Annotated in this window: 13 protein-coding genes; 12 read left to right on the forward strand and 1 reads right to left on the reverse strand. The window is 28.1% G+C overall.

The annotated features are described in order from the left end of the window. Window positions 1-60 precede the first annotated feature (60 nt). Window positions 61-1,077: an alpha-hydroxy-acid oxidizing protein gene (locus I1959_RS05010; RefSeq protein WP_092924543.1), complete on the forward strand. Its 1,017-nt coding sequence runs from the start codon at window positions 61-63 to the stop codon at window positions 1,075-1,077. Between the two features lie 41 nt (window positions 1,078-1,118). On the opposite strand, the gene I1959_RS05015 is transcribed toward I1959_RS05010, so the two are convergent. Further along, on the reverse strand, window positions 1,119-2,414 hold the full coding sequence (locus I1959_RS05015; RefSeq protein WP_166505824.1) for a CapA family protein: 1,296 nt from the start codon (window positions 2,412-2,414) through the stop codon (window positions 1,119-1,121). Between the two features lie 130 nt (window positions 2,415-2,544). Here I1959_RS05015 and I1959_RS05020 point away from each other — a divergent pair, with 130 nt between their 5' ends. The 11 genes from I1959_RS05020 to nifU all read left to right on the forward strand — a co-directional run bounded on the left by I1959_RS05020 (window position 2,545) and on the right by nifU (window position 13,943). Continuing rightward, on the forward strand, window positions 2,545-2,889 hold the full coding sequence (locus tag I1959_RS05020; RefSeq protein ID WP_166505823.1) for a YraN family protein: 345 nt from the start codon (window positions 2,545-2,547) through the stop codon (window positions 2,887-2,889). A 10-nt stretch (window positions 2,890-2,899) separates the two neighbouring features. Beyond that, window positions 2,900-4,435: a YifB family Mg chelatase-like AAA ATPase gene (locus I1959_RS05025; protein ID WP_195237286.1), complete on the forward strand. Its 1,536-nt coding sequence runs from the start codon at window positions 2,900-2,902 to the stop codon at window positions 4,433-4,435. 9 nt (window positions 4,436-4,444) lie between these two features. After that, the gene (gene dprA / locus I1959_RS05030; RefSeq protein WP_166505821.1) at window positions 4,445-5,545 is read left to right on the forward strand and encodes a DNA-processing protein DprA; all 1,101 of its coding nucleotides are present in this window, start codon (window positions 4,445-4,447) and stop codon (window positions 5,543-5,545) included. Between the two features lie 28 nt (window positions 5,546-5,573). Next, window positions 5,574-7,682: a type I DNA topoisomerase gene (gene topA, locus I1959_RS05035; RefSeq protein ID WP_092924553.1), complete on the forward strand. Its 2,109-nt coding sequence runs from the start codon at window positions 5,574-5,576 to the stop codon at window positions 7,680-7,682. Window positions 7,683-7,821: 139 nt separating this feature from the next. Further along, window positions 7,822-8,607, forward strand: coding sequence for a GTP-sensing pleiotropic transcriptional regulator CodY (codY, locus tag I1959_RS05040; protein ID WP_092924586.1), 786 nt, complete (start codon window positions 7,822-7,824; stop codon window positions 8,605-8,607). A gap of 65 nt (window positions 8,608-8,672) precedes the next feature. Continuing rightward, window positions 8,673-9,947 carry a replication-associated recombination protein A gene (locus I1959_RS05045; protein WP_092924588.1) on the forward strand — a complete coding sequence of 425 codons (1,275 nt, stop codon included), beginning with the start codon at window positions 8,673-8,675 and terminating at the stop codon, window positions 9,945-9,947. Window positions 9,948-10,062: 115 nt separating this feature from the next. Continuing rightward, window positions 10,063-10,833: a GNAT family N-acetyltransferase gene (locus I1959_RS05050; RefSeq protein WP_166505820.1), complete on the forward strand. Its 771-nt coding sequence runs from the start codon at window positions 10,063-10,065 to the stop codon at window positions 10,831-10,833. Between the two features lie 174 nt (window positions 10,834-11,007). After that, window positions 11,008-11,541 carry a VanZ family protein gene (locus I1959_RS05055; RefSeq protein WP_166505819.1) on the forward strand — a complete coding sequence of 178 codons (534 nt, stop codon included), beginning with the start codon at window positions 11,008-11,010 and terminating at the stop codon, window positions 11,539-11,541. Between the two features lie 245 nt (window positions 11,542-11,786). Then, window positions 11,787-12,233, forward strand: a complete 447-nt coding sequence (locus I1959_RS05060) for an RrF2 family transcriptional regulator (protein ID WP_092924594.1) — start codon at window positions 11,787-11,789, stop codon at window positions 12,231-12,233. Between the two features lie 17 nt (window positions 12,234-12,250). Next, window positions 12,251-13,444 (forward strand): cysteine desulfurase NifS, encoded by a 1,194-nt coding sequence (gene nifS, locus I1959_RS05065; protein WP_195237288.1) that lies wholly within the window; start codon window positions 12,251-12,253, stop codon window positions 13,442-13,444. 43 nt (window positions 13,445-13,487) lie between these two features. Then, window positions 13,488-13,943 (forward strand): Fe-S cluster assembly scaffold protein NifU, encoded by a 456-nt coding sequence (gene nifU, locus I1959_RS05070; RefSeq protein WP_092924598.1) that lies wholly within the window; start codon window positions 13,488-13,490, stop codon window positions 13,941-13,943. The last annotated feature ends 85 nt before the right edge of the window (window positions 13,944-14,028 follow it).

Below are 14,028 nucleotides of genomic sequence, written 5' to 3' on the forward strand. Positions count from 1 at the left end.
ATATAAAAATACCATAAATTATAAAGCAAAACTATACAATTTAAGATGGGGGAAGTTAAGATGAATTTTAAAGAACTAGAAAAAAATGCTAGAGAAAAGTTTAATGGAAGCTGTAGGGTTTGTAAAGTTTGTAATGGTGTAGCCTGTGCAGGAGAAGTGCCTGGTATGGGAGGTAAAGGAAGTGGATCAGCTTTCACTGAGAACTATAAGAGTTTAGAAAAAGTTAAGATAAATATGAGGGTAGTACATAATGTATGTAATCCTGATACTAGTATAGAGTTATTTGGTCAAAAAATGGATGCTCCAATATTTGCTGCACCAATTACAGGAACAACTTTAAATATGGGTGGACAAATATCAGAAAGAGAATATATAGAACCTGTAGTTAAAGGATGTATTGATTCAGGGGTATATGCTATGGTAGGAGATACTGCTATAGATGAATTTTTAATAGAAAACTTAAAAGTACTTAAAGAAAATAATGGTAAAGGTATAGTGTTTATAAAGCCTTGGGAAAATCATGACATAATAAATAAAATAAAACTTGCAGAAGAAGCAGGGGCAATAGCAGTAGGTGTAGATGTTGATGCATGTGGCCTTGTAACACTTTCAATGCATGGTAAAAAGGTTGTACCTAAAGATGTAAATGCTATAAAAGAACTTAAAAAGTCTACAAATTTACCATTTATACTAAAAGGTATAATGACAGTTGAAGATGCTTTAATGGCAGTAGAGGCTGGAGTTGATGCAATAGTTGTATCTAATCATGGTGGTAGAGTTTTAGACTGCACTCCTGGGGCGGTAGATGTGCTTCCTAATATATCTAAGGCAGTAAAAGGTAAGATAACTATACTTGTAGATGGTGGAATTAGAAGTGGTGTAGATGTTCTTAAGATGATAGGACTAGGAGCTGATGCAGTGCTTATCGGAAGACCATTTGTAACAGCATCTTTTGGAGGTCAGACAGAAGGGGTTAAATCTTATGTAGAAAAACTTAAAAATGAATTAAGTTCAACAATGATATTAACAGGATGTCAAAATATAGATGATATAGATGAAAAGGTTATATATAAATAGATATAAAAATAAAAGTCTTTCCTAATAATTAGGAGAGACTTTTACTTTTGCTCAAAAATATTTTGCGGAACTTTAATTATATCTGAAGTTTTTATTTGAGATACTGTATTTTCATAAGAAAGTTTTAGTCTTTCCATAGGTAAATTGTTAATTTCAAGTAGTTGTTCTTTAGAGTATATTGGAATTATTTCATATACATCCTTGTTAAAGCCTTTATATTTATTAACCCAAGTTGGAATACAATTTACTGATGATATTAAGGTTTGATTTTTTGTATGATCTTTAGTAAGTTCGATAGATACTATAAGGCCATCTTCTGTGTAAGGTGTGTTTAAAAGTTCTTGTCTTTGATTTGATATGAAGTTTCCTAAAGAATATATAACTAAGGTATTGGTATAATTATCCTTAGAACGTATTATTTCTACAGGTTGTACAACATGAGGATGAGAACCTACTATTATATCTACTCCATAATCACATAGCTTCTGAGCTAACTCTTTTTGAAATTTACTGGGAGTCCTTTGATATTCATTACCCCAATGTAAAACAGCTATTTGTGTATCTGTATTTCTTATTTTATCTAGTTCTTTTTTTATAGTATTAAAAGCCTTGTTAACATCATGCATATCAAATATGTTCATATTATCTTTAGATCCATCTGATATTTTTATTCCATTTAAATATTTGTTATTATTTATTATTTCACCATAGCTAAATGCAATTATACCTAAAGATATATCATTTATTTCTTTTATAATGTGCCTATTTTCATTTTTATTAGAGGTGCCTATAGTTTCTATTTCTTTTTCTTTACAAATATCCAATGTTCTTTTAACACCTAAATCACCTTTGTCAAAAGAGTGATTATTAATGGTAGATAAAATATCAATACCTGCATATTTTAAACTATCTATAATATTATCAGGCGTATTAAAAGTAGGATAAGAAGAATAAGGTACTGAGGTACCAGCTAAAGTAGTTTCTAGGTTAGCTATTGATAAGTCGTCATTTTCTAAGATGTGTTTTACATGCTGAAAGTTATTGTCAAAATTGTATGTATTAGATGAATTATCGTACTGAGCTTTAAGTTGAGGCATATGGGTCATAATATCTCCTGCAGTGCTTAAGGTGAGAGTCGAAGTTTCTTTAGCTGAAGATAGAGCTTGTACAACTTTAGGATTACTTGATGTAGTATTATTATTTTTTTGATTATTACCATATGTAAATATTAAAAATGAAAAAGTTAGTATAAAAAGGAAAGAAGATAAAAAGATAATTCTATTTTTTAATAATCTTTTCTTTTTCTTTTTATAAATAAGTCTTTTAGACCTAGACATTAAAATCCCCCCCTCTACAAGTAATATTAGTAGCAACTTATAAAAAATTCAATCAAAAAAAGTAAAAAGTAGTATACATAAATATATAGGAGGATATAATTACAAAAAAGTTTTTGAATTAGGAGAAGCTATGAATAATAAAGAAAAAGGTAATTTAGGAGAAAAAATAGCTTGTGAATTTTTAATACAAAAAGGATTTAAGGTATTAGATACTAATTATAGAATAAAAAGTGGAGAAATAGATATAATAGCAAAATTTGAAGATGAATTAGTATTTGTAGAAGTTAAATCAAGAATGGATTTAAGATTTGGATATGGAAGAGATGCAATAAATAATAAAAAAATAAAAAAGATAACAAATACAGCAAAACATTATATATTTGCAAAAAAAATTTATGATAGTAAAATTCGATTTGATGTTATAGAAGTATATTTTATGGATAAAAAGATTAACCATATAGAAAATGCTTTTTAGAGGAGTTAAAATGCTAAGTATTATAAATTCAAGTAATTTAATAGGAATAGAATCTTTTATTGTTAAGGTGGAAGTTGATATACAAAATGGTATACCCTGTTTTAATATTGTAGGTCTTGCAGGAGTAGAAATAAAAGAATCAAGAGATAGGGTTAAATCAGCAATAATAAATAGTGGATATAAGTTTTTAAATTCTAGAATAGTAATAAATTTATCTCCTGCAGATATGAAAAAAGAAGGAGCTTATTTTGATTTGCCAATAGCCATTGGTATACTTAAAAATCTTATAAAAAAAGATGATGAGTATTTAAATAGTAGTTTGTTTATAGGTGAATTATCTTTAGATGGAAATATAAGAAAAGTTAAAGGAATACTTCCTATGGTAATAGGGGCTAAAGAAAACAAGATAAAAAGAGTATTTATACCTAAAGATAATATATTAGAAAGTTCTTTTATTGATGGTATAGATATAATACCTGTTAGCAGCTTAAAAGAATGTATAGACTATTTAAATGGTGATATAGATATAGATAAAGATGAAATTATAAAAACTAAAAAACAAGATAGAAAAGAAAATATAGGTTATGATGAAGACTTTAAAGATGTTTATGGTAATTATTTTGTAAAAAGAGCAGCAGAAATATCAGCAGCAGGAAATCATAACATGTTAATGATTGGTCCTCCAGGTTCGGGAAAAACTATGATAGCAAAAAGAATAAGAACGATTCTTCCGAAAATTCAAAAAGATGAAATGTTAGAAGTTACTAAAATTTATAGTGCATGTGGAATGACTTCTGATAATGAAGGTATTATTACAAAAAGACCTTTTAGATCACCACACCACACTTCAACTAAGCAAGCATTAATAGGAGGGGGTCAAAAAGCGACTCCAGGTGAAATTGTTTTATCTCATAGAGGTGTATTATTTCTAGATGAAATAGCTGAATTTGATAGAAAAATACTTGAAACATTAAGACAACCTATAGAAGATAAAGTTATTAATATATCTAGAGTGAAGCAAAATATAACCTATCCTTGTAATGTGCTTTTAGTAGGTGCTATGAACCCTTGTCCTTGTGGATATTTTATGTCCGATAAGGAGTGTAGATGTAAAAAAATTGACATAGATAGATATATAAATAAATTGTCAGGACCACTATTAGATAGATTTGATATATTTGTGGAAGTTAACTCAATACCATATGACGAGTTAATTAAGAGTGATAATTCACAAAATTCTGATGTTATAAGAGATAGAGTGGAGAAAGCAAGAATTATTCAAAATAAAAGATTTGAAAATGATTTAATTAAAACTAATGATGAGATAAAATCATCAAAGTTACTAGATTATTGTAAGCTAGAAAGTGATGGTTTAAGTACATTAAATCTAATATTAGGAAAATATAAATTAAGTAACAGAAGTTACACTAAACTATTAAAAGTATCGAGAACTATAGCAGACTTAGAAGAAAGTGAAAATATAAATTCAAGTCATATAATGGAAGCTTTTTCATTTAGAAAAGCTTATTACACATATTTTAAATAGGAGACTCATATGGATAAAAAAGATGCTTATTTATGGCTAAAATCAATAGATAAGATAAGTAATAACATAATAGATAAAATGCTAAAAAATGGATTAAAAGTAGAAGATATAATTCATTTAAGTGATAAAGAAATAAATGAAATGGAAAATATAAATTTAAATATTAAGAAAAATATAGTAAAATATAAAAGTCTTGCTTATTTAGATAATATAAAAGAAAAATTAAGAGAGAGAAATATAAAATATGTAAGTATAGAAGATAATCATTACCCAAGTAAGCTAAAAAATATATATAATGCACCAAAGTTATTATATTATAAAGGAAATATAAACCTTTTAAATGAAGGGCTATCAATTGCTATGGTTGGATCAAGAAAAGCAACTGCATATGGTAAACACTGTGCAACAACAATTAGTAGTAAATTATCAGAAATGAATATAAATGTGGTTAGCGGATTAGCTACTGGTATAGACTCATACTCGCATATGGGCTGTATAAAAGGTGGTGGAAAAACGGTTGCTGTAATAGGTTCATCTGTGGATAATATTTTACCAAGAAAAAATTTATATTTGAGTAAAGAAATACTAGAAAATGATGGACTTATAATATCTGAATATGGTATAGATTCTAAAGTCTATCCAAGTAATTATGTACAGCGAAATAGAATTATAAGTGGAATAAGTGATGGAGTTATAGTGGTTGAAGCTGCCATAAAAAGTGGAGCACTAATAACTGCAGATTTTGCATTAGAACAAGGAAGGGAAGTATTTTCTATACCAGGAAGTATACATTCTGCCATGAGTGAAGGATGCCATAAAATAATTAAAGAAGGTGCAAAGTTGGTATGCAGTATAGAAGATATTTTAGAAGAATATAAAATTATTAATAATAAAAATCAAGAAAATTTAAAAAAGTATGATAATATTAATTTAGATAAGAAATCTCGTATTATAATAGATACTATAAAAAATAAAGGAACCTTGCATATAGATGAAATTTGTGATAATACTAGAATGGATATAAAATATGTAAACATAATTTTAAATGAATTAGTATTAAGAGATATTTTAGTACAGATTAATAATAATAGATATATTTTAAATTCATAAATAACATAAAAAGTGGGGGTGTGTGGTTATGGCCAAAACATTAGTCATCGTTGAGTCGCCTGCTAAAGCTAAAACGATAGAGAAATTTTTAGGGAAGAGCCATTATACAGTAAAAGCTTCGGTCGGTCATGTAAGAGATTTACCTAAAAGTAAATTAGGTGTAGATATAGAAAATGACTTTGATCCTCAATATATAAATATAAGAGGAAAAGGCGACGTAATAAAGGAACTTAAAAAGGAAGCTAAAAAATCTAAGAAAGTATATTTAGCAACCGACCCTGATAGAGAGGGTGAAGCTATATCTTGGCATTTAGCTCATATATTAAATCTAGATGAAAATGAACAGTGTAGAATAGAATTTAATGAGATAACTAAAGATGCAATAAAAAAAGCTATAAAGAGTCCTAGAAATATTGACTTAAGTCTAGTAGATGCACAACAAGCTAGAAGGGTTTTAGATAGGCTTTTGGGTTATCAAATAAGCCCAATACTTTGGCAAAAAATAAGAAAAGGTCTTAGTGCAGGTAGAGTTCAATCAGTAACGACAAAATTAATATGCGACAGAGAAAAAGAAATAAATGCATTTATACCAAAAGAATATTGGACATTAGAGCTAAATGCAAAAACAGAAAAAAATGAAGATATTAATTTAAAATTTCATTCAAAGAAAAATGAGAAGATAGAAATTGAAAATGAAGAGATGATAAATAACATCTTAGATGATATAAAAGGTAAGAAATTGAATGTAGTATCAATAGAATCTAAGAGTAGAAGAAAATCAGCGCCAAAGCCATTTACTACTAGTATGCTTCAACAAGAAGCTGCAAATAAACTATCTTTTACAACTAAAAAAACTATGAGTATAGCACAAGAGTTGTATGAAGGTATAGATATAGAAAAAGAAACTGTCGGTCTTATATCATATATAAGAACAGATTCTAAGAGAATATCAGAAGAAGCTAAAGAAAAGGCTAAGGATTATATCCTAGGTGAAATAGGAGAAAACTACTATAAAAATGTAGAAGACAAGAAAGATAAAAAAGAAAGTAAAAAAGTTCAGGATGCACATGAAGCTATAAGACCTACATATGTAGAAAAGACTCCAAATAGTATAAAAGAATATCTTACTAAAGATCAATTTAAGTTATATAACTTAATATGGAGAAGATTTGTTGCAAGTCAAATGGAAGACTCTGTATTTGATATATTAAATGTAGAGTGTAAGATAGATGATTATATATTTAAAGCTACAGGATCAAAATTAAAATTTGATGGATATACAAAAATATATAATTTTACTGACAGAGAAGATAAAATATTACCAACTATAAATGAAGGTGACATATTAGATATAGAAGATATAATACCAACTCAACACTTTACTCAGCCACCTGCTAGATTTACAGAGGCAAGTTTAGTAAAGACTTTAGAAGAGTTAGGTATAGGTAGACCAAGTACATATGCGCCTACTATAGCAACTATACTAAATAGAGAATATGTTGAAAAACAAGGTACAAGTTTACATCCTACAGAATTAGGGATAATAGTCACAGATATACTAGAAAAAAACTTCCAAAAGTTTATAGATGCTGATTTTACTGCTCAAATGGAGAGTAAGCTAGATGAAATAGAAGAAGGTCATATGAAGTGGAAAGATGTAGTTAGAGAATCATATGAACCACTAAAAGAAGCTATAGAAATAGCTAAAGAAAGTATAGAAAAAATAAACATGGATGAGGAAACAGATGAAGTATGTGAAAACTGTGGAGAAAAGATGTTTATAAAATACGGTAGATTTGGAAAGTTTATAGCATGTAAAAACTATCCGGAATGTAAAACGACAAAACCACTAGTTAATAAAATAGGCGTAAAATGTCCTAAGTGTCATGAAGGAGATATCATTCTTAGAAAATCTAAAAGAGGGAAAGCATTTTATGGTTGTTCTAGGTATCCAGAGTGTGACTTTGTAGCATGGAATAAACCAACAGGAGAATTATGTTCAGAATGTGGGTCATATATGGTAGAAAAGGTCACAAAGGGTGAAACTAAAGTTGTATGTTCTAATAAAGATTGTAAGAATTTAAATAATAAAGAAAACGATAATATAAAACCAGTGAATGAAAATAGCGAAAATTAGAAAAATAAGGCCTATTATATTGAAAAAGGTTTGATTTTGTGATAATATTCTATTGCATAATGCGTATTAAGAATAAAAATTTAGATAGATGAATAGGGAAAAGCTGAAAAGGCTGATTTTCATGAGGAGATGAATTATAATGGCGAGTGAAGTATTACAAAAAACTAGAAGGATAAATAAAACGTTACAAACAAGTGGTGGCAGTAATGTTTCTTTTGACTTATTAGCTGGAGCATTAGGTGAGGTGTTAAGTGCAAATATATACATACTAAGCTCTAAAGGTAAAGTATTAGGCTTATTCCTAAATGATGAAAAAGATAGTTCGGTAGTAGAAGAAGAGGGGACAAGACAAAAAAAATTCCCAGAAGAGTATACTAAAAATATGCTAAAAGTATCTGATACATTAGAGAACTTAACAGGAGAAAAATTATTAGAGTTCTTCCCTCTAGAAGCAGAAAGAGCACAAAAATATAATACAATAGTTCCTATATTAGGAAGTGGACAAAGATTAGGTACACTACTTATATCGAGGTATGATAAAGAGTTTAATGATGATGATCTAGTTATAGCAGAGTATAGTGCAACAGTTGTAGGTCTTGAAATATTAAGAGCTATAGGTGAAGAATTAGAAGTTGAAATGAGAAAGAAAGCGGTAGTACAAATGGCTATAGGCACTTTATCTTATTCAGAACTTGAAGCTGTAGAGCATATATTTGAAGAATTAGATGGCAAAGAAGGTTTATTAGTAGCTAGTAAAATAGCTGATAGAGTTGGTATAACAAGATCAGTTATAGTAAATGCACTTAGAAAATTTGAAAGTGCTGGAGTAATAGAATCTAGATCGTTAGGTATGAAGGGGACACATATAAAAATACTTAATGACAAGCTTATAGAAGAATTAAAGAAATTAAAATCAAATTACTAATAATAAAAGGTATCTATAAATGTTTATAGGTACCTTTATTTAATACAAGTATATTAGGAGGTAATATGCAACCGTTAGCAGATAGATTTAGACCTCAAAGTATAGATGATATGGTGGGGCAATCTCACATAATAGGAAAAGGGAAAATATTAAATAAATTAATACAAAATAAAACTATACCAAATATGATTTTATATGGCCCTCCAGGAACAGGTAAAACTACCTTAGCAAACATAATAGCAAACGCAACAGGAAAAAAGTATATAAAACTAAATGCTGTAAACTGCGGTGTCAAAGAAATAAAAGAAGTAATAGAGGCCACTAAAAGAGACCTATTTTCTTATAATGGTATAATTTTAATGTTAGATGAGATACAAGCTCTAAATAAAAAACAACAACAATCATTACTAGAAGTTATAGAGGAAGGATCAGTAACTTTAATAGCAAGTACAGCAGATAACCCATACTTTGCTATATATAAAGCAATACTTAGTAGATGTTCAGTATTTGAGTTTAAACAAATAAATTCACAAGATATATTTATAGGCCTTATGAATTCAATAGAAAAATTAAGAAATCTCTATAAAAGCAAAACAATAAAAGTTGAAGAAAAGGCTATAAGATATATAGCAGAAACTTGCAATGGTGATATGAGAAGTGCTTTAAACAAATTAGAACTTGTATTTAATGTTAGCATTGATAGTAATTCTGATGAAATTAACATAACTCTAGATAATACAATAGAATGTTCTTCTGTTAAGATACTTAATTATGACAATAAAGGAGATGATAGCTACTCAATATTGTCTGCATTTCATAAGTCTATAAGAGGTTCTGATATAGATGCATCTATACATTATCTAGCAAGGCTTATAAAGGCAGGAGACTTAAATAGTATAACTAGGAGGCTTTTGTGTATTGCATGTGAAGATGTAGGACTAGCTGTACCCCAAGCTATAACTATAGTTGAGGCTTGTGTCAACGCAGCAAATCAACTAGGGTTTCCAGAAGCACAATTGCCTTTAGCACAAGCTACAATATATCTAGCAAATTGTCCTAAGTCTAATTCTACATACGCTGCTATACAATCAGCTATATATGATTTAGATAATATAGAAGTTGGAGATATACCAGTCCACTTAAAAGATGCACACTATAGTGGTGCTAAAAATCTAGGTAGAGGTATAGACTATAAATACCCTCATAATTATGAAAATAATTATGTAAGTCAGCAATACATGCCAGAACTTATAAAAGATAAAAAATATTACAATCCAGGTAAAAATAAAAATGAGATGGCTTTTAAAGCTTATTGGGAAAATTTAAAAAATAAAGGTTAATAAGAAGGAGATATATTAACAATTATAAAATTATCATAAAAACCACTATTGATAATAAAAATATTATAAGGGTAGTTTTCATATATAGATTGATTTTTATATCAGGGGGAAGTATATGATTTTGAAAATAGATGAAAAATATCATAAGAAGGTAGTTGATTATTTAAGCAAGGAACCTGAATTTAATTTATTTATAGTTGGGGATATTGAAAGATTTGGATATGATAATAGTTTTTTTAGTGTATGGGCAGATATAGATAGAAGTGGCAATATAGAAGGAGTATTAGTTAAATATTTAGATTTTTTAACATTTTATTCTCATTCTAAATTTAATGTAAAGAGATTTTCTAACTTTATAGACAAATTAGATTATACTGAAATAAGTGGTAAAACAGCATGTTTAGAAAAATTTGAAAATAATTTAAATATCAATAGAAAAAGAATAGTTAGTTTTTGTAAGTTACTTACAACCAAAAATTTAGAAAATACAATGAGAAGTTCAAATGTAAAAAAGATTAGATTTGGTAATATAGGTAAAGTGGTAAAATTATATGAAGTTATAGAAGAATTTGAAAACACTACAGTAGAAAACATAAAAAATCTTCTAAAAACTGGAAGGGGTTATTATATACCATGTGATAAACAAGTTGTTGCTATGGCAAAGAGTACATTAGAAAGCCAAAAATATGGACTTATAGTTGGTGTAGGGACTCATCCAAATTACAGAAATAAAGGTTATGCAACTGTATGTATAAGCAAGTTATGCAGAGAATTATTAGAAGAAGGAAAAATTCCGTGTTTATTTTATGATAATGAAGAAGCAGGAAAGATATATAGAAAATTAGGATTTAAAGAAATAGGAAAATGGAGTATTTATTATGCTTAGGGTGTCCTCTTATTGGGAGATACCCTATTTTATATTCAAACAATATAGACATGACTAAAGTTTAAGAAAAAACTTTATTATTTAGTGAGTATTATAGGATATATTTTTTGTAAAAATTGGACTTGTATAATTATATAATGTATAATCATTAAATATAAAAGAGGTGATACTACCATGAAAAAAATAATTTGCTTAGTATTAGTTATTTTAGCAATGGGAACTATGTATTATTTTTCAAGCCAAGAAGGTAATGTATCTAAAATACAATCAGATAAAGTTGTTAAAATAGTTGATGAAGTAAGACAAGAGGTTACTCTAAAAGATAGTAAGTTAATAAGTATAAAAGATAAAGTATTTAATGTTTTGAAAAGATATGGAAGCAAAAGTTATATAGTTAGAAAATTAGCTCATTTCAGTATATATGCATGTATTGGCATTTCTTTATGTTTAATGCTTTATGTATTTACTAAAAGAGTATTTATATCAGCTACACTAGCATTTATAATAAGTGCTTTATATGCTTATTACGATGAAATGAGACAACTATCAGTAGCTGGAAGAGTTGGAAGTATAAAGGATGTATTTATAGATTCAAGTGGAGCTATTACTGGAATAATAATACTGGTTGTAATAATAGTTATGTTTAATGGAATAAGAGGATTTTTTAATTTCCTATTCAAAAAAAGTAATTATAAAGAGACTGTTTAAATACGGTCTTTTTTACTTATAAAAAATATTTAGAAAAATTAAAAAAATAATATGTTTACGCTATAAAAAAGGTGGTATATATATAGTATAAATAAAGCATTTTAATTAGTGAATGTGAAAAAATAAAACCTAGTAAATTAGTATGAATTTAATGTTGACAAAATTACTAGGATATAATAAAATAATATTGAAGATAAAACCTAGTAAATTACTATGAATTGTAATTGAGTAAAGGGTGATAATATATGAAACTATCAACTAAAGGTAGATATGGGCTTAAAGCTATGTTTGAATTATCTCTAAATGAAGAGAATGGACCAGTTCCATTAAAATATATAGCTAAAAAACAAAATATATCAGAACAATATTTAGAGCAGATATTTTCATCACTTAAGAAATCTGGACTTGTTAAAAGTGTAAGAGGTGCACAAGGTGGATATTTGCTAGCTAAAAAACCTGAAGAAATAAAAGTAGGGGATATTTTAGTAGTGCTAGAAGGACCTATATCAATTTCAGATTGTGTTATAGATGAGGATATTTGTGAAAATTCAAATATATGCGTTACAAAAGTCGTTTGGGAAAAATTAAAGAAGGGAATAGAGGATGTAATAAATGCTATAAACCTTCAAGACATGATAGATGATTACAACAAAAACAAATTAGACTGTGATATAACAAATTTATTAAAGTAGATTGGAGCGAATACAAAATGGAAAAAAGAAGATTATATATGGATTATTCAGCTACAACACCTGTTAAAAAAGAAATACTAGATGAAATGATGCCTTATTTAACAGATTATTTTGGGAATGCATCTAGTTTTCATACATTCGGAAGAGAAGCAAAAGCTGCATTAGATAAAGCTAGAGGGCAAGTAGCAAACCTTATAAATGCAAAACCAAATGAAATATACTTTACAGCTGGTGGAACAGAAAGTGATAACTGGGCAATAGAAGGAGTTGCTTTCTCTAATAAACATAAAGGAAACCACATAATAACATCTAAAATAGAACACCATGGTATACTTCATGTATGCGAATACTTAGAAAAATATCATGGATTTGAAGTAACTTACCTAGATGTTGATGCTGAAGGTAGAGTTAAATTAGATGAATTAGAAAAAGCTATAAAAGACACTACAATATTAATAACTATAATGTTTGCAAATAACGAAATAGGAACTATACAACCTATAAAAGAAATAGGTGAAATAGCTAAAAAACATAATATAATATTCCACACAGATGCAGTTCAAGCAGCTGGAAATATTAATATAGATGTTAAAGAATTAAATATAGACTTAATGAGTATGTCTTCTCACAAGATATATGGACCTAAAGGAATAGGTGCTTTATACATCAAAACTGGAACAAAGTTACATTCATTTGTACACGGTGGAGCACAAGAAAGAAGAAGAAGAGCTGGTACTGAAAATATACCTGCAATAGTTGGATATGGAAAAGCAGCAGAAATGGCTAAAGAAAATATGGATAACCATATAGAAAGACTTACTGCATTAAGAAAAAGATTAATAGATGGAATACTTGAAAATATACCATACACAAGAGTTAACGGAAGTATGGAACATAGATTACCAGGAAATGTTAACTTCTCATTTGAATTTATAGAAGGAGAAGGAATACTATTAATGCTAGACATGTTAGGTATAGCTGCATCAAGTGGTTCTGCATGTACATCAGGTTCATTAGATCCATCACATGTTTTAATGGCTATAGGATTACCTCATGAAATAGCTCATGGTTCTTTAAGATTATCTATAGGAGACTTTACAACTGAAGAAGATATAGATTATATAATAGAACAATTACCAAAAGTTATAGAGAGACTAAGAAGTATGTCACCTCTATATGATAAATTTATAAAAGAAAACAAAGACAAATAATATCGGGAAGATTTAATATATAAAATTAAAGGAGGATAACATCATGCAATATAGTGAAAAAGTTATGGATCATTTCATGAATCCAAGAAATATAGGAGAAATAGAAAATGCTAGTGGAATAGGTGAAGTAGGAAACGCTAAATGTGGAGATATAATGAGAATATATCTTGATATAGATGAAGATACAAAAGTTATAAAAGACGTTAAATTTAAAACTTTTGGATGTGGATCTGCAATAGCTAGTTCATCAATGGCTACAGAAATGGTAAAAGGAAAAACTATACATGAAGCATTAGCAGTAACAAACAAAGCTGTTGCTGAAGCGCTAGATGGTTTACCACCAGTTAAAATGCACTGCTCAGTACTTGCTGAACAAGCTATAAAATCAGCTTTAATAGATTATTCTAAAAAGCACAATATACACATACCAGAATTAGATGGTGTTGTTATAGATGATGATCATGATCATCACCATGATATAGAAGAGGAAGAAATGTAATTTATTAAGTAATAGATGATATAATATCCCTTTTAAGTTAATACTTAAAAGGGATATTATATTTTATATATTGAAAAATTATGCT

This window comes from Romboutsia sp. 1001285H_161024_C4, from assembly GCF_015550185.1.
Lineage (GTDB): Bacteria > Bacillota > Clostridia > Peptostreptococcales > Peptostreptococcaceae > Romboutsia_C > Romboutsia_C hominis.